Source organism: Granulosicoccus sp. 3-233, assembly GCF_052681095.1.
Genome location: NZ_JBQYLE010000007.1, coordinates 184,257 through 201,551 on the forward strand (window position 1 = coordinate 184,257; position 17,295 = coordinate 201,551).

At 58.0% G+C, this 17,295-nt stretch carries 10 protein-coding genes; 2 read left to right on the forward strand and 8 right to left on the reverse strand.

The window, feature by feature from the left end; all coding sequences use genetic code 11:
• Window positions 1-52 precede the first annotated feature (52 nt).
• A complete protein-coding gene (locus ACUNV4_RS18775) occupies window positions 53-2,065 on the reverse strand; it encodes a sensor histidine kinase (RefSeq protein ID WP_430880134.1) in 2,013 nt (670 codons plus the stop codon).
• Window positions 2,066-2,234: 169 nt separating this feature from the next.
• Between ACUNV4_RS18775 and ACUNV4_RS18780 the strand changes: the two genes are divergently transcribed.
• Together ACUNV4_RS18780 and ACUNV4_RS18785 are read left to right on the forward strand one after the other, a co-directional pair.
• Entirely contained in the window at window positions 2,235-3,674 is a 1,440-nt protein-coding gene (locus ACUNV4_RS18780) for an extracellular solute-binding protein (RefSeq protein ID WP_430880135.1), read from the forward strand.
• A 233-nt stretch (window positions 3,675-3,907) separates the two neighbouring features.
• The gene (locus tag ACUNV4_RS18785; protein ID WP_430880136.1) at window positions 3,908-4,429 is read left to right on the forward strand and encodes a hypothetical protein; all 522 of its coding nucleotides are present in this window, start codon (window positions 3,908-3,910) and stop codon (window positions 4,427-4,429) included.
• Here the strand turns inward: ACUNV4_RS18785 and ACUNV4_RS18790 are convergent.
• The 7 genes from ACUNV4_RS18790 to gmk all read right to left on the reverse strand — a co-directional run bounded on the left by ACUNV4_RS18790 (window position 4,410) and on the right by gmk (window position 17,268).
• Window positions 4,410-7,703 (reverse strand): CheR family methyltransferase, encoded by a 3,294-nt coding sequence (locus tag ACUNV4_RS18790; RefSeq protein ID WP_430880137.1) that lies wholly within the window; start codon window positions 7,701-7,703, stop codon window positions 4,410-4,412. The genes ACUNV4_RS18785 and ACUNV4_RS18790 overlap by 20 nt on opposite strands.
• A gap of 72 nt (window positions 7,704-7,775) precedes the next feature.
• Entirely contained in the window at window positions 7,776-10,457 is a 2,682-nt protein-coding gene (locus tag ACUNV4_RS18795; protein ID WP_430880138.1) for a putative bifunctional diguanylate cyclase/phosphodiesterase, read from the reverse strand.
• Between the two features lie 245 nt (window positions 10,458-10,702).
• Window positions 10,703-12,814 carry an ATP-dependent DNA helicase RecG gene (gene recG, locus ACUNV4_RS18800; protein ID WP_430880139.1) on the reverse strand — a complete coding sequence of 704 codons (2,112 nt, stop codon included), beginning with the start codon at window positions 12,812-12,814 and terminating at the stop codon, window positions 10,703-10,705.
• A gap of 57 nt (window positions 12,815-12,871) precedes the next feature.
• On the reverse strand, window positions 12,872-13,255 hold the full coding sequence (locus ACUNV4_RS18805) for a RidA family protein (RefSeq protein WP_430880140.1): 384 nt from the start codon (window positions 13,253-13,255) through the stop codon (window positions 12,872-12,874).
• 334 nt (window positions 13,256-13,589) lie between these two features.
• Entirely contained in the window at window positions 13,590-16,010 is a 2,421-nt protein-coding gene (locus tag ACUNV4_RS18810) for a RelA/SpoT family protein (RefSeq protein WP_430880141.1), read from the reverse strand.
• A gap of 201 nt (window positions 16,011-16,211) precedes the next feature.
• Complete coding sequence (rpoZ, locus tag ACUNV4_RS18815; RefSeq protein WP_430880142.1) at window positions 16,212-16,472, reverse strand: DNA-directed RNA polymerase subunit omega; 261 nt, start codon at window positions 16,470-16,472, stop codon at window positions 16,212-16,214.
• 172 nt (window positions 16,473-16,644) lie between these two features.
• Window positions 16,645-17,268, reverse strand: coding sequence for a guanylate kinase (gene gmk / locus ACUNV4_RS18820; protein WP_430880143.1), 624 nt, complete (start codon window positions 17,266-17,268; stop codon window positions 16,645-16,647).
• Window positions 17,269-17,295: the final 27 nt, after the last annotated feature.

The window sequence follows — 17,295 nt, forward strand, 5'->3', positions numbered from 1 at the left end:
CCTAACGGGTAACACGACAGGATCGATCTTGCCGGACAGGCTCGATCAGCTCTCATTTCACCACGGCCTTGACCGGAATTGCGATGTGGAAACACGAACCCACACCCAATTCGGAGCTGACCGTGATACGCCAACCGTGGGCATCACACACCTTGGCGCAGATGGCCAGGCCCAGGCCGGTACCGGACACCGACTGGGACTCGAGCCGCTCGAAAGGCACGAACACGCGTTCGTAGAATCGCTCCTCGATGCCAACGCCGTTGTCCCTGACATCGATCACCACCGTATCCTCGCCTTCCATGGGTCGGGCCTGGATGTCTACCGTGCAATTCACATCCTGGCGCCGATACTTGATGGCATTGATCAGCAGATTCCCGAACAGCTGGAACATGCCGGTGCGATTGGCGATAACCGCCGGCAACTGACCCACCTGAACATGTGCCCCTGCTTCGGCCACCGCGACATCCATGTCGTCATAGACCGCCTGAACCAGCTCATTCAGATCGACCCGGTCCTCTGCCTGCTCGTTGCGGGCCGAGCGTGCGTAGGCCAGCGTGTCACGGATCATGTTGCTCATGCGACTCGCCGAATTGGCGATGGCGTGCAGATAGAACTCGCCATCCTCGTCGAACCTTCCCGCGTAATCCTCTGCCAGCAAACCACTGAACTGCTGCAGTTTGCGCAGTGGTTCCTGCAGGTCGTGAGACGCCACATGCACGAATTGTTCGAGGTCCTCATTGGCCTTGCGCAAGTCGTCGTTGCTGGCATTGAGTTCGATGTCCTTGCGCTGCATCTGCTTCTGCACCTGATCCAGTTCGCCCAACACCTGAGACAGCACTTCGATCTCCCGGATGAAGTAGGCCCGTTGCGGCTGCGCGAACCGTTCCGTGCCGACATCATCCAGCCGTGAAGCCAGCTCGCCAAGTGGCACCACCGTACGCCGGTACAGCAACCAGTAACCGATGGAACCCAGCACCAGCATGGACAGCAGCAAGGCGAAGAACATGAACCAGCGATAGCGCTCAAGCCCCTCTCGCGTGGCCGCCGCCACTTTCAACAGGATGCTTTCAGATTCACTGCGAAGCTGCTCGGTGACAGCGGGAACATCGATGGTCAATTGCGCCAGCTTCGCGCTGAGTTGCTGTTGCAAGGTATCGGTATCCAGCGCGGCCAAGCGGCGAGAAAACAGATTGTCATCGCCTCGCAGTGACTGCCTGATACCGGTCATTGGAGTCAATAGCAGATCACCACCGGCCTGATCGCTGATGTAGACGGCCCGACTCACCATCGCCTGTATCAACAGGTCGCGGTTCTGCTCCTCGATGACAATCTGATGTCGACCCACGATCAGCGGCAGTCTTTCCAGCACCGACTTGAGCCCGATCAGGTCCTGACTGAACAGGAGATAATCCTGAATGATGAGACTGCTGGCTTCAAACTGATCCAGGGCCGAGTCATAGGCCTCTATCTCGTCCGGCAGCAGCGCGTCGATTTCGGATCCGTTTTCCGAGAATTCCGACAGTACTTCACGGGTTTCCAGCAGATTGTCGGTCAGAACCACCACGCGCTCCTGCACGATCTTGAGCAGATCATCCAGCTCGGCGATTCGTTGTTCACTCTCTTGCGCCAGCAGGGCACGCTCTTCAAGCTGCCTGGCGCGGACATCGGACAGACCGATGACCACATCCTGAATCTGATCGATGGACTCGGCCAGGCGACCCGTATCGAAGGCACTGAGCCGGGAACGCGAATCGATCAGGGCCTTGGTTTCCTGAATCGATTCCTCCAACAGGCGCTTGCGCAGTGTCAGATCATCGAGCGTGCTGGCAGTCCTGAGAAGCAGACCCTGAGACTGCAATCCGGCGGTAGCACTGGTGAACTGATGTGCCAGTTCCAGATTGGGCAAGACATAGGATGTCAGCTCGGATTCCCGATCGAGAATATCAGCTGTGTACTTCCAGACACCGGCAACCAGCACGATGAGCAGCAGTGCCTGCAGCAGCATGCACAGCACGAATGCCCGCATCAGTGGCGTCTGTGCCTTGGCTGGGGATACCCTACTCACTTGGCGGTGTTTCTCGCATGCTCTATCCTGCCCTGATGACACGTCCGATGAATGATAACTTTCAGTCCTTTCGATGGTCGGTTAATTGCAGGTCACAACAATTGTCCTGGTGCATGCCAGGTGATTCGATACGAGCCTGCAGCTCGCTTGAAACGGTACTGGCAACGACATGAACCCTGACAGACGCAAATTCACCCAGCTCCTCAGTGCCGGTGTCCTGGCCAGTAAATACAGCATTCTGCATGCCGAAAACACGCATGACTGGTACCAGAGCATAGCGCAGCGTGCCAGGCAACTGTCACACCAGGGTCCTCTTCACCTCCTGATACCGCAAGGATCCGGCGCCAGCGTGCAGGCTGGTACCGATGCCTTCACCAACCTGACCGGCATCGACTGCATCATCCGGGAAGCGCCTGTCGATGAAATCAATGTCGAACTCGTGTTGCAGGCACACAGTGGCGACAGCACGGTCGATGTGGCTCTGCCAGCCACCTTCGGACTGCCTGCGCTGGTTGAAGCCCGCGCCATCATGGCACTGGACGAGCTCGCCGAGAAGTACGAACCCAGCGGCTTCTCCGATGGTTACCTGTATCGCAAGGGAGACTACTACCGCGACCGACTGTACGGCTACCAGACAGATGGCGATGCCTATCTGCTGTTCTACAACAAACGCATGCTGGAGGACCCTGCGGAGCAGACAGCGTTCGAAAGGCTGCATGGTCGACCACTGGGCATTGCCAGGACCTGGCAGGAACTCGATGAGATGATGGCCTTCTTCCATCGACCGGAGCAACAGCAGTACGGCGGCTGCCTGTTCCGCAATGCGGCCTATCTGGTCTGGGAGTGGTGGGCCCGTTTCCATGCCAAGGGCTTTTATCCGGTACAGGATGACATGACCCCGAACGTCAATAACACGGCAGGGGTGGAAGCACTGGAGGAGCTGATTGCTGCCAGCCAGTGGCAATCACCCGATGCGCGCACCAATGGCCTGTTCGAGAACTGGACAGATTTTGCTCAGGACAATGCGTTCTGCAATATCGGCTGGGGCGGCACGCAGAAGCACATGATGACGCTGGCAGGCATGCGTGACAACCTGGTGCACTCGCCGCTGCCGGGAATCTCCGGCGCCGAAGGGACTGCCACCGGTATGGGCTACTTCAACTGGGGCTGGAATTTTACCGTCAGCGCGCAGTCGGTCCGCAGTGAGCTGGCCTATCTGCTGACCCTGTTCTGCACGTCACCTCATGTCTCGACACTGGCGGTGCGGCAACCCAGCGGCTTCTTCGACCCGTTCAGGCAATCTCATTACACAGACGACGTCATCCAGTCGGTGTATGGCGTGTCGTTTCTCGATGCCCATCGCCAGAGTCTGGCCAACTGCATACCCGATTTCTACATCAGTGGTCAGAGCAGTTATCTGGACGCTCTGCGACAACAGATACTGGCCACCTTCAATGGCGAGGTGGACGCTCGCCGCGCCCTGGATATCTGCGCGCAGCGCTGGAATCACGTCACCCGACGACTCGGCGCTCGCAAGCAGAGTGCACAGTGGCTGGCACTGAAGAGCAACTACCCCGAGAGCCTGCAAGCCCTGCTTCGCGACAGCTAGCCTCGGTGAGGGATAAAGACGCGAACCAGAAACGCGATGGATCGGTGAACACAGCCGCGAATAGCGCGAGCCGAGCGCCGCCCGGCCGAAGGCGATGTCTGGCCGTGGGCTCATGCCTCATTAAGGCTTGATGTCCGAGTAACCCCAAATAACCGTTTCCTGAATTGGATTTAGTCGGAGTGTGAATAAAACTTGTTGGGTAATCAGAAATTTAGTGCTGCTACCTATAGAAAATGTACAAGGGATATTCTCACAACATCAGCCGCTTCGCCTGGTTGACGCCACTGTCCGGTCATCTGAACAACAATGGCCCCTGGCTGCTTGTCGATGAGAAGACTTCTACCGCTGGCAGGCAGCACGGCGGGCAAAGTCGCAAGGTCACCCATAGTTGCCTGCTGCAGATGATGAGCGATGTACTGGACGTCGGCAGTTCGAATCAGGACAAGTCTCTGCAGGCCAGCTGGACTTCCGCCTGCGGCAGGTTTTCCGTCAACCGGGACAGAGGCGCCAGTGACGACTCACGCCTGTTCGTGCAGCGTCCCGAAGACTATTTCCTGCGCATCGAACTACGCCTGGATGGCGACTTGCTCGTCGCCTTTCAGGAACCTGTCTGGCCGCACCTGCAAAGCGGCCCTGGCGGCATGAGCAATCACCTCTCCATACCGATCGAATGCCTGGATGCGCTGGAATCCGGCGCGCTTGCCAGCACCCAGCTGCTGATGGGGCGCAGAAAATCTATTGCTTCAGCAGCATAGGTGACAACACGCTGCTGGAGTTGATGGCATGACGAATACTCAGCTCCAGCAACAAGGCAGACATGTCTGACTTGTTGAGAAAATACATCAGCAGATTGTCGGGAATGCGATCTTCCAGCTCGTGGCGGCTGTACCCCGACATGAGTATCACCGGCAGCTGACTGTTGTGTTCGGTTATCTGTCTGGACAGGTCATCGGCGGTTTCCACCCCCAGACGGTAATCGATGAGGCAGACATCGATATCGTCATTGCGCAGGGAGTGCAAGGCGCTCTTGATGTCATCTGCCTCGAAGGTTTCCACGGACAGCGACTTGATGTGGCTCAGGTGGCGCTTGATCACACGCCGATCACTTTCGCTGTCGTCAACCACCAGAATGCGGATCTTCGCAATACCCGGGCTCAACTGTCCCGGAAAGCCGTGGGGCATCAGCACGGTCTTCGCCCGATGATCCTCATAGGCATCCAGACGCGGCGACAGATCGGTAATCGTGATGGTAACGGCGCTGGCCTTGCCGCGGTCTACCGTCGATGAAGAATAAGGCAGCAGCTTGATCTGAACCGGAGCCCCCTTGGCCGTGAACACCTCACGGTACACGCTGTGGCTGGTACGGCTGACGGTTTCGATATCTTCGAACAGTCGGCTGTATTCCAGCTCATTGGAAATATGGTGTAGCGGGCGTCCGACGTCACTCAGCAACAGGTTGAAATACTTCGCGGCCACCGAGGTGTACTTGCGAATGAGCATTTCCTCATCGAGAAAGATGATGCCCACCGAGGTGGCAACCAGTATGTTGTCCATGTCGTCATTGACGGTCATCAGTTCTTCTATCTTTTCCTGATGCTCGCAATTGACGGTGTACAGCTCTTCGTTGACCGATTGCAGTTCTTCGTTGGTACTCTGCAGTTCCTCGTTCGAGGACATCAGCTCTTCGTTGGCAGCCTGCAGTTCCTCATTCGTGGTCTCCAGCTCCTCATTGGCAACCTGCAGATGCTCCTGCTTGTGCAACAGCTCGTTCTCCAGGTCGCGGATGCGCTGCTGGGTTTCCTCGGAGTAATCGAAGGAACTGGTACCGAGCTTCATCTCGTGCTTGGTATTGGTCTCCATCAATACCACCGAGTAATAGGCTTCCATGCCGCCCTTGTCCGGAAAGTATTCCACCTGCATGTCGACCATGGCCGGCTGGTCGTTGATGGTCGTCTGGATATTCGAATAGTTGACCGGTTTGGATTCGGTCTTGGAACGTGACAGAGCGGTATCCAGAGCGACCGACAATTCTTCGACAATGATCTCGTGAATGTTGGTGGACACCCTTCCCACCGGAAACCGGATCAGGTACTTGTTCGCATCACCATAGAGATGCATGGCCTGATGCTCCGAATTCAGTATCAGGCAAGACGGCACGAAGTCGTTGATCAGATGATCCTTGACGTGCTCGAAGCGGTTGGCATTGTTGCTATGGGCCCGGTAGCTGCGCAGCAGATTGGAGACCGGACGCATGCCCAGCTTCGGTTTCTCCGAGCCGGCACTGTTGACACTGGAGATGGGCAGCCGAGTGTTGGTTATCTTCTCATAGACCCGGAAACGCTCATGCAGCACCTTGTAGTGCGTCTTCAATTCACCGACCGATTCGGACGATCCGAAGAACACACGAGCCTTGTCCTTGAGCGAGAAATGAAAGGCCGACATGACCACTCGCTGCACGGCCTGCTGAAAATAGATCAGCACATTGCGGCAGGTGATCAGATCGATATTGGAGAACGGCGGATCATTGATCATGTTGTGGGTTGCGAACACCACGGTCTTGCGGATATCCGGCCGTATTTCATACTCCATACCCGCCCGAATGAAATAGCGGGCCAGGCGCTCATTGGACACATCATGAGCGATCTCTTCGCGGTAACGGGCCGTTGATGCGTGTGCAATGGCTTCCACGTCGGCATCGGTTGCAAAGATCTTGATCTTCAGGTGTTTGCCGAATTCGCGTATTGCCTCATCGATGACGATGGCCAGGGAATAGGCCTCTTCACCCGTGGAACACCCGGCGACCCAGAAGCGCAACTCGGTGTTCTCGTCAGCCTGTTCCACCAGAGGGTTGATCACCTGCGCCGCCAGATAATCCCACGCTGCCTCGTCCCGAAAGAAGGAGGTGACATTGATCAGCAGTTCCCGGCCCAGCGTTTCCAGTTCAGTCTTGGATGTCTGCAGGATGTTCAGGTAATCGAACTGACTCTGCACCTGATTGATGCCCATGCGTCGCTCGATGCGCCGCGCCACCGTTGTCGCCTTGTACTGCCCGAAATCGATACCACAGTTGGTTTTCAGCAGACTGAAGATCAGTGACAGCACACTCTCTTCGTTATTGTCCGCCGCACGCAGTACCGAACGCACCCCACGAACCATGGAGTTCTTCAGAAACGTGGACAGGTAGACCGCCAGTTCTTCCGGCGGCAGAACAAAGTCGGCCGTGCCGGTCTTCTCCGCGTTGAAGGGCATGCCATCGAACTTGGCGGATTCGCGATCCTGCACCAGAATCAGACCACCGGCTTCCTTGATGGACTTGATACCGCGGCTGCCATCACTACCGGTTCCGGACAGGATGATGCCCACGGCGCGATGCTTGGCATCGGTGGCAAGCGAGCGGAAGAAGTGGTCGATGGGCAGGTTGACCCCGCCCTGGCGAACCTGCTCACTCAGATAGAGACAGCCGTCGACCAGGGTGATGTTCTTCTTGGGCGGAATCAGATAGATGGTATTGGCCAGCACTTCCACACCATGCACGACATTCTCGACTGCCATGCTGGTATTGCGAGCCAGCAGCTCGTCCATCAGGCTTTCGAAGTCCGGTGACAGATGCTGAACCACGATGAAGCCGGCATCACTGTCCGCGCTCATGTGATCGAAGAAATCGCGCAGAGCCTCCAGACCACCGGCCGAGGCTCCGATACCGACATAGAGCACGGGAGATCGGACCGGTACTGAAGGCACCTCTTCATCACCCAGCACCACATCAACGTCATTGGCGTCGGCCGTCGTTACCAGCTTGACGTCATTGCCGGACTCGGAGACGTCCTGTTCCTGCGGCGTCACTCTCTCCACATCCGTGGAACGGGAATCGCTTGCCAGTACGACATCCGCGCTCTGCCGAACGATTGACGGGTCTCCGCCAAGCGCCTGTCTGGGCGACGCTGTTGCAGCTGATGCTTCGATGGTGTCCAGTTCGGTACCTTCCCGGATGGACTCTTTCTGGCTCAACGAATCGTTGTTGTCAGCCATGCCTGAATTTCCTCACATTACTTTTCCTGACCCACAGGCAGGCGGAACGTGCCTGTTGATCCATTGCTCTGTTCACGACAGTTCCACGATGCCTGCCTCCTGGCAATCCTCTACTCGCATCAGCGCTTCGACTTCGTCGACCATCATCGGCCTGGCAACCAGAAATCCCTGGCCATACTGACAACTGGCCTCACGCAGCTGCACAAGTGTACCTTCATTCTCGATGCCTTCAGCCACCACATCGATGTTCAGCGTGCCAGCCAGGGCCAGAACCGACATCACGATGGTGCGACTGGTCTCGTCCGAATTCATGGCCATCACGAACGACTTGTCGATCTTGAGAAAATCGATGGGCAGACGTGTCAGATAGGCCAGAGACGCATAGCCGGTTCCGAAGTCATCCAGAGACAACTTCACCCCCATGTCCTTCACTTCGTTCATGACGCGAATGCAACTGCTGTTCTTTTCGATCAGTGCCGATTCGGTTATCTCGATGTTGAGACAATGAGCAGGCAGATTGCTACGCTCGAGTATGCGCTGCAGCCTGGAGGTGAAATTGGCCAGACTCAACTGCGCTACCGAGACATTGACGGAGATGGTGCAACTCTCATCGACCAGCCCATCATCCAGCCACTGCCGATGTTGCTGACAGGCCGTTTCCAGAACCCACTGGCCCACGTCATTGATCAGCCCGCTTTCCTCCAGCACGCTGACCAGCAATTGCGTGTCCGGCGAGGGCATGTCGTTGGGTGACCAGCGCAACAGGGCTTCGAAACTGACAATGCTGCGGTCTTCGATCCGGAACTGCGGCTGATAGACCAGAGTGAACTCATGGCGCTCGGTGGCGCGTCGTATTCTGGACCCCAGTGCCGAGCGCTGCTTGTCCTCATGCTGGAATTCACGGGTATACACGATCCAGCGGGATCGGCCCGAAGCCTTGGCCTTGTACAGCGCGGTATCGGCCTGCTTGATGAAGGCATCACTGCTGCTGCTCTGCTCGTTGGCAAGCGCAATGCCGATGCTGACAGACAGGTTCAGATCGTTGTCGAAGACCTCGAATGGCTGATTGAAGCCCCTTACGATGGTTTCGGCAATAGCGCAGACTTCCTCCATACTGCAGGCTGACGTCAGAATGATGGTGAATTCATCCCCACCAAGACGTGCGCAGATGTCCTCCCCGCGGATAACGGTCCGTAGTCGATACGCGACCTGTCGCAGCAATTCATCGCCGCAGTCATGTCCCAGGGTATCGTTGACTGTCTTGAATCCGTCCAGATCCAGGTACAGCAGGGCGGTACGGACGCGTTGCCGGGATGAGTCGAGGCGCGATTGCAGCTTGTCGAGAAACGAGGTGCGGTTGGCCAGACCGGTCAGGACGTCGTGCGTTGCCGCATAGCGCATCCGCTCACTGGCCTTGTAGGTTTCGGTAATATCCAGCAGAACCAGCAGGCATCCGGTGAACTGGCCCAGATCATTGATCGTGGCGGTTGCAGACAATGACACCCAGCTGATGCTGCCGGTGGGGCGTTGCAGCCGAATGTTCTTCGAGAAGATGCGGCTTTCGCTCAATGCTTCGCGCAGCTCCACCAGTGCATCCACAACATCTTCGGCATGCAGTGAGTCTACCCAACCCTCCCCGATGGATTCATCCATGCTCAGCCCGCTCAACTGGCACCACATGTCATTGGCATAGTCACAGGTCCAGTCTGCCGCCAACTGGATGATGCCTACCGGTGCCACATTGGTCAGCGCCTTGAAATGCTGGTGGCCGGTGCTGGTATCGGGCACCCCCGTCGTCGAGGATTCATGCTCGAAGACGAAAGTGGTGTAGACCATCGACTCCAGCTGCGTGAAATACGCGGACGTTTTCAAGTGCACGCTGCAACCACTCTCTGCAGTCGCTGTGACTGAACGCTGCTCTATCGGCACTGTCGTCTGCGGCGCACTGTCCACATCCATCGAGGCCGCACGCTTGAGAATCGGCATCAGGAATTCGGTGGGCAGGTAGCGATCCAGGGAGGTGCCGATGGCATGCACGCTGTCACGGCCGAACAGGGTTTCGGCCGATGGATTGAACGCCGTGATCTTGCCAGTGGAATCGACAATCACTACGGCGTTGAGAGAGGCGTTCATCAGTTGCACATAGTGCCGGGCGCCATCGTCGATGCCCGGACTCTGCAGCTGATTGTCCGTCAGGGCCAGATCGCTGTGCAATCGTGCGGAGAGCACCGCGCACATGTCCTGCAGTCGTTTCATGGTGGTTTCCCCTCCCCCATGCTCCAGTTGTTCGACGGCCGGATTGGCGACGAACAGCACCGAGGTCAGCGACACGCCGGTCTGCATCGGCACCATCAGGAAATAACGGATCGGCGGATGAGACCCGGGCAGGCACTGCGGCAGACCGATGTCGATCGGTTTGCCCTGCACGCCTCTGTTGAGGCGCATGACCGACAGGATCATGGGGTCCGGCCGCCGATCGGTCAGCGTATCGTGACAGGCCAGCAGACGACCCGACTTGTCGCGCTCAACGGCCGCACCGAGTTTCACGAACTGTTCGGCATAGGCACCAGCACCTGCCGGCGACAGCACGAATCCGTAGTCACCACCTGAGACATCCAGCGCATACTGCAAGAGCGCCTCGAACTGCTGCCTCTCCAGACTGACATCACGACCGGACGCATGCCGCGCGAGACCATCAAGCGCTTCGGCCAGAGTGGGGCGCTCGTGGATATGTCCGAGTTCGCTGGTATGCATGAATAAACGTTGTTTGAAACCAAGTCGATTGGGTCGGGCTGAAGCAGACAGAACGAACCGAAGCCATCCATGGACAAGCGCCTGATCAAGACTTGACGACATTCCGCTCGATCAATGAGACCATGGACTTGCACAAAAAACCACACAACAGGGGCAAAAATGTAACAGTAAAGTTAGGTAACCGTATACACGGCAGGCGAAAGCCCAATCAACTTTCATGACCGACCGTTACAGATCATTCTACGTCAAACCCCTCCGTAGTCCTTCTTTTCCTCGCCAATCCAGCGCCGTATCAACCCCTGGACCGACTCTGCATACGAGACCAGAAGACGGTCCGCCATCAGGCTGACATCATCGAGAAGATCGTCATCCCGGCCCAGTTGCGCGATGCGAAATTCAGCCAGCCCGGTCTGACGAGTACCCAGCACCTCACCCGCTCCGCGCAAGGACAGGTCCTTTTCCGCGATCACGAAGCCGTCATTGGTCTCGCGCATGATATCCAGTCGCTCCCGGGCATTGTTCGACAGCGGGCTCTGATACAGCAGGACACAACTGCTCTGAGCACTGCCGCGGCCTACCCTGCCGCGCAGCTGATGCAACTGCGACAGACCCAGTCGTTCGGCATTCTCGATGATCATCAATGAGGCATTCGGTACATCCACACCAACCTCGATGACCGTGGTGGCAATCAGCAGATCGATCTGACGTTCCTTGAATGCATTCATGACCGTCTCCTTTTCCCGCGGCTTCATGCGGCCGTGAACGAGGGCAATGCGGTGGCGGGGTAGCAGTTGCTGCAGGGTTTCCTGCGTATCCTCGGCGGCCTCCGCCTGCAGCGACTCCGACTCCTCTATCAGGGTACAGACCCAATAGACCTGTCGCCCTTCGTCGATCGCAGCCCCCACTCGCTCCACCACATCGGCGCGCCGCACATTGTCCAGCGCCACGGTGGTGACCGGTTTGCGGCCGGGTGGCAGCTCATCGATGACAGACACTTCAAGGTCGGCATAGGCCGTCATGGCCAGGGTGCGGGGAATCGGTGTGGCCGTCATGATCAACTGATGCGGCTGCATGTCTTCCCGTGCCCCCTTGTTACGCAGCGCCATGCGCTGATGCACACCGAAACGGTGTTGCTCATCGATGATGGCCAGTCCCAGATCAAGGAACTCCACATCCTTCTGAAACAGGGCATGCGTGCCCACCACGATCTGCTTCTGACCCATGGCAACGGCTTCGATGGTCGCGCGTCGCTGCGCGGCACGCAGCTTGCCGGTCAGCCAGGCTACATCGATTCCCAGCGGCTCGAACCACGCCGAGAAATTGATCATGTGCTGCTCTGCCAGAATCTCCGTGGGCGCCATCATCGCCACCTGGTGTCCGCATTCGACCACTTGCGCCGCTGCCAGTGCGGCCACGACCGTCTTGCCCGAACCGACATCGCCCTGCACCAGGCGCAACATGGGTTCACCGCTACCCATGTCATTCAGGATATCGAGCAACACTCTGTCCTGGGCGTAGGTCAGCCGAAAGGGCAGAGAACTGCGCAAACTGCCTGGCAGCTGACCCGCGGGACGGATGATCGGTGCCTGTTTTGCCTGGGCATCGACTCGCAGCAATCGCAAGCCCAACCGATGCGCAATCAACTCCTCCAGAGCCAGCCTCCGATGAGCCGGGTGCAACCCCTCGATCAGTGCGTTGACATCGCTGCCAGGCGGTGGACGATGCACGATGCGCAAGGCACTGGTCAGATCGGGCAGTCCGGTATCGGCCGTCAGTGCCAACGGCAGGTAATCACGCAGATCTCGACGTTCGAGCAACGCCAGAGCCTGGTCGGTCAGCTTTCTCAGGGTTGCCTGCTGCACACCTTCCGTGACGTGATAGAACGGGGTGAGTGTGTTGTCCAGGGCCGATTCGTCCGTGGCATCGGATCGCAGAACCCGGTATTCGGGATGCACCATCTCGAGCATGCCCGGCCCGCGCCTGACTTCACCGAAACACTGTACGCGCGCACCGCGTTCGAACTGACTGACCTGCTTCTGGCTGAAGTGAAAGAAGCGCAGCATGATGGCACCGGTGCCATCATTGAGCCTGACCATCAGTGAGCGTCGCTGGCGAATGACCACGTCACTGATCATCACCTCGGCATTGATGACCGCCTCGGTACCGGGCGTCAATGTGCCGATCTTCGACAGACGCGTACGGTCCTGATACCGAAACGGCAGATGAAACAGGACATCCTGCAGGGTACGAATACCCAGTGTCGCAAGCTTCTCTGCCATGGCCTCGCCCACCCCCTTCAGGGCCAGCACCGGCATGCTCTCCAGAGGCTCGTCCGCCGCTTCTGTCCTGTTCACCACGGCAGCGCAGCTATCCGGCTGTCAGCGCAGGTACAGTCCTGACAACTGCTGAGCGAATCAACCCAGGTACATCACGCCTTCGACTTCAACCGCCACATCACGTGGCAGGGCAGCAACACCGATGGCCGCCCGTGCCGGATAGGGCTCGCTGAAACGCTCGGCCATGACTTCATTGACCAGCGGGAAATTCGCCAGATCGGTGAGATAGACATTCAGCTTGATGACCTGCTCGAAGGAACCACCGGCTGCCTTGCAGACTGCTTCGAGATTGTCGAATACCTGTACGACCTGTGCGCGTACATCGCTGCTGACCAGCTCCATGGTTTCCGGGACCAATGGAATTGCACCGGACAGATAGACCGTATCACCGGCTCGTACCGCCTGGGAGTAGGCACCGATTGCACTGGGAGCCTTGTCGGTACTGAAGATTTCGCGTGCCATGGGTCAGTTCTGCTTCGGATGAATGTGGCTTCGGAGTATATCGCCTTGTCCTGGATCCATCAGGACGATTCAGCGTGAATGCGCTCAGCGCTTGCGGGCTGCTTGCCGTGTAGACGCACTCTCAGGCAGCTTCCCCCCGGGGCAATTCGACCCCGCCCAGCCCGCGTGTGGCGTGTGGCGTGTGGCGTGTGGCGTGTGGCGTGTGGCGTGTGGCGTGTGGCGTGTGGCGTGTGCCGTGTGCCGTGTGCCGTGTGGCGTGTGCCGTGTGCCGTGTGGCGTGTGCCGTGTGCCGTGTGCCGTGTGCCGTGTGCCGTGTGCCGTGTGCCGTGTGCCGTCAGTTATCGCGTTTGACGCTACGGACAACCGTCAGATTTCGCAATCTTCGAACGATGCGCGCCAGCTGTACACGGCTCTCGACGGACAGCGCAAAACGGATGCTGACATCATCCTCGCTACGGCTGTCGAACTCCAGATGTTCGATGTTGACGTTCATCAGCGACATCGTGGAGGTCACTCTCGCCAGCGCACCGGGCTGATTGACCAGGTGCCCCAGAATCACCACCTCGAAGCTGCCCTTGATCTCGGGTGCCCAGTCGACCGCCACCCACTCCTTGGGACGTCGCCGGAATCGCCGGACATTGCGGCAACTGGTGCGATGCACCGCCACGCCCTTGCCCGGGGTGAAGAAACCCTGCACGCTATCGCCCGGTATGGGATGGCAGCAGCGGGACATGTAGAGGGTCGGGCTGTTGGCGGAATCGACCAGCAGCGGAGCAGGCTCCATGGCGGCCAGTTGTGGTGACTCATCGCCGTTTCCAGCCTCGAGCTGTATCAGCCGGGAAGCAATCTGACTGGGCAGATGCAGCCCCAGACCGATGTCCGCAAACAGGTCTTCCTCTGTGTTCATGCGTCGCTCGGACAGCAGAGCCTGCATGGCCTTGTCCGGTACTGTCTCCAGAGAGCGGTCGTGGCGAGTCAGTGCACGACGCAGCAGCCGTTGCCCGAACTCGACAGCTTCCGTCTTGTCCAGCGCCCGCAGATGCTGGCGAATGGCCGCTCTGGCCTTGGCGGTCATGACAGAATTCAACCACATGGGGCTCGGAGCCACCCTGGGACCGGTCAGAATCTCGACCGTCTGACCGCTCTCCAGCGGCGTACTGAGTGATGCCAACCGGCGGTCGATCTTGGCGGATACGCATTTGTTGCCCACTTCCGAATGCACGGCATAGGCGAAGTCCACCGGTGTGGCATTGCGCGGCAACTGGATGATCTTGCCCTTGGGCGTGAAGACATAGATCTCGCCCGGATACAGGTCGACCTTGACGTTCTCAACGAACTCCACGGTATCCGAGGAGCTGTCCTGCATATCCACCAGCCGGGATAGCCAATCGGGTGTTTCACTTGCCGCGGACGCCGAACTCTCCTCATTCTTGTAGGCCCAGTGCGCAGCAATGCCTGACTCGGCAGTTGCATCCATCTCATGTGTGCGAATCTGCACCTCGATGGGGGTGCCGTCGGACCCATGGTTCAACACGGTATGCAGTGACTGATAGCCATTCTGCTTGGGCACCGCGATGTAATCCTTGAAGCGCGAAAAGATCGGTGCATACATCTGGTGAATCAGCCCCAGAGCCTGGTAACACTCTTCGCGCGTATCCACCACGACTCGCAAGGCGAGAATGTCGAAGACTCGCTGAAAGGGCAGCTGCTTCTTCAACATCTTGTTATAGAGGCTGTACAGATGCTTTTCCCGGCCGGTGACCGTGGCTTCCACCCCCTTTTCGCTCAATGTCGCCGTGATCCGGTCCGCCACCCGACCAATCAGCTGTTCGCGATTGCGGTGTGACTGTGCAACCGTTGCCTCCAGTACCCGACTGCGAGCCGGATAACGCGCCCGAAACCCCAGATCTTCGAGTTCGGTCTTGATCGTGAACATGCCGAGCCGAGTGGCGATGGGCGCATAGACCTCCAGGGTTTCCTTGCCGATACGCCGTCGCTTGTCCGGTCGCAGGGCACCGATGGTGCGCATGTTGTGCAAGCGGTCAGCCAGCTTGATGAGAATGACCCGGATGTCGGTCACCATGGCCAGCAGCATCTTGCGAAAGCTCTCAGCCTGCGCCTCTTTCTTCGAGCGAAACTTGAGATGGTTCAACTTGCTGACGCCATCCACGATGTGGGTGACCTCTTCGCCGAACGCCTTGACCAGCGTCTCCCGGCTCACGGGAGTGTCTTCCAGGACGTCGTGCATCAGGGCCGCCATGACAGCGTGGTGATCCAGTTGCATCTCGAAAACGATGCCGGCCACCGCGATGGGGTGAACGATATAGGGTTCACCCGAACTGCGTTTCTGCTCACTGTGCGCATCACGCGCCAGAATGTAGGCGCGCGACACCTCGGCAATCTGCTCGGTGCTGTAGCGACTGCTCATCTGTTCGACCAGCGCCGCATAGGCTCGCCCTTCGAGCTTTCCATCGCTGGCTGATGCGTTGCTGTCGAGCGCCGCATCGATGGCTACGGGCGCGCCGAAGGAGTCCCCGGTTCGAGGGTCGTCATCGGTACCGAAACTGTCTGCGCGCGCTCTGGCGGATGCCCGTTTGGGTGGTTTGCCAGTCTTGATGGCGGCGGAAACATCGCTCGGAGTGGTGCCCATGGCCGATACCGGTGCAGTCGTGTGATGAGGGGAGGGAGACAGGGCCGAGGCACTGCCACGGTCGTCGCGGTGATCGGCCACTCGGCTGATCACTGGCCCGCTCATCGGGCGACTGGATGGTCCATCGGATGGATCACTGTGGAGATGACCCGCAGGACCGGGAGGCAAGACGCCGGACTTGGGGATATCTCCGCCGGCCACTAGTGGTAACCGACTCCGGAAACACGAAAAGGAGAACTACACCGCTCGATTGTGAGCAGTGCAGAGACTACGGCCGAGTCTGTCCAGAGCAACTCTGGACAGCACTCAGAAATCTTCGCGCAGATCTTTGTCATAGATTACTGGTTCGACAGGTGCTGCCGGAGGAGGAGCTTCCTGAAGGATATCTTCGCCAACCAGTCCATCCGCGATCTCACGCAGCGCGATGACGGTAGGTTTGTCGTTGTCATCGGGTACCATGGGTTCGGCACCCATGGAGATGTTACGTGCACGCTTGGACGCGATCAGAATGAGATCGAAACGGTTGTTGACCTGCGCCAGGCTGTCTTCTACGGTAACTCGTGCCATGAAGGCTAATCCTGCAAATAGCTGAACATTCTAGTCTAGAGTCTTCTGTACGCAAACGCCAGACCATGGATCAGCAATTTGCAATCTGAAACAGACTTGTCCGGCTGTTTTGCCATCGATTCAGCCACAATAACAGGTGTTGTGACGGACAGGCATACCTGCAAGGAGTGTTTCAATCGTGCGTCAGGCTTGTAATGAGGCCGGCGTGTCGATGCGCTTGCCTGGATTTGAGGACTCGGTGACTGATTACCACGGATTTCAGCTCGCACAGAGCTTCATCGAAATCATCATTGATGATCAGATAATCGGCGCGATGGTATTGGCGCATTTCCAGTACTGCCTCGGTAGTGCGCCGCTCGATGACTTCAACGCTATCCTGCCCTCTTCCGCGTAACCGTTCGATCAGTGTGTTGCGTGATGGCGGCAGAATGAAGATGGAAATCACCTCGGAGAACTTCTGCCGCACCTGGGCAGCGCCCTGCCAGTCGATTTCCAGAATGACGTCCTGCCCGGCTGCCAGATCGTCATTGACCGAACTCATGCTGGTTCCGTAGTAATTGCCGAACACCTCGGCATACTCCAGAAACTGATCCGAATCGATCATGTTCCTGAAAGTCTCGCGATCGACAAAGTGGTAGTCGACTCCCTCCTCCTCGGCAGGTCGCTGTGGACGGGTGGTGTGCGACACCGCTACTGTCAAATCCTTCAATTCATTGATGGCTCGCCTTACCAGACTGGTCTTGCCAGCCCCGGAGGGGGCCGAGACGATGAACATTTGTGCCGGGTTCGATTGCATGACGCCGTTGCCTGATGACTATCATGC

Excerpts from the sequence above, each read along its gene's own strand:
- ACUNV4_RS18805 (WP_430880140.1), bottom strand. The coding sequence starts at position 13,255 with ATGGCACGCGAAATCTTCAGTACCGACAAGGCTCCCAGTGCAATCGGT.
- ACUNV4_RS18790 (WP_430880137.1), bottom strand. The coding sequence starts at position 7,703 with ATGGCTGACAACAACGATTCGTTGAGCCAGAAAGAGTCCATCCGGGAA.
- gmk (WP_430880143.1), bottom strand. The coding sequence starts at position 17,268 with ATGCAATCGAACCCGGCACAAATGTTCATCGTCTCGGCCCCCTCCGGG.
- ACUNV4_RS18795 (WP_430880138.1), bottom strand. The coding sequence starts at position 10,457 with ATGCATACCAGCGAACTCGGACATATCCACGAGCGCCCCACTCTGGCC.
- ACUNV4_RS18785 (WP_430880136.1), top strand. The coding sequence starts at position 3,908 with ATGTACAAGGGATATTCTCACAACATCAGCCGCTTCGCCTGGTTGACG.
- ACUNV4_RS18780 (WP_430880135.1), top strand. The coding sequence starts at position 2,235 with ATGAACCCTGACAGACGCAAATTCACCCAGCTCCTCAGTGCCGGTGTC.
- rpoZ (WP_430880142.1), bottom strand. The coding sequence starts at position 16,472 with ATGGCACGAGTTACCGTAGAAGACAGCCTGGCGCAGGTCAACAACCGT.
- ACUNV4_RS18810 (WP_430880141.1), bottom strand. The coding sequence starts at position 16,010 with ATGAGCGGGCCAGTGATCAGCCGAGTGGCCGATCACCGCGACGACCGT.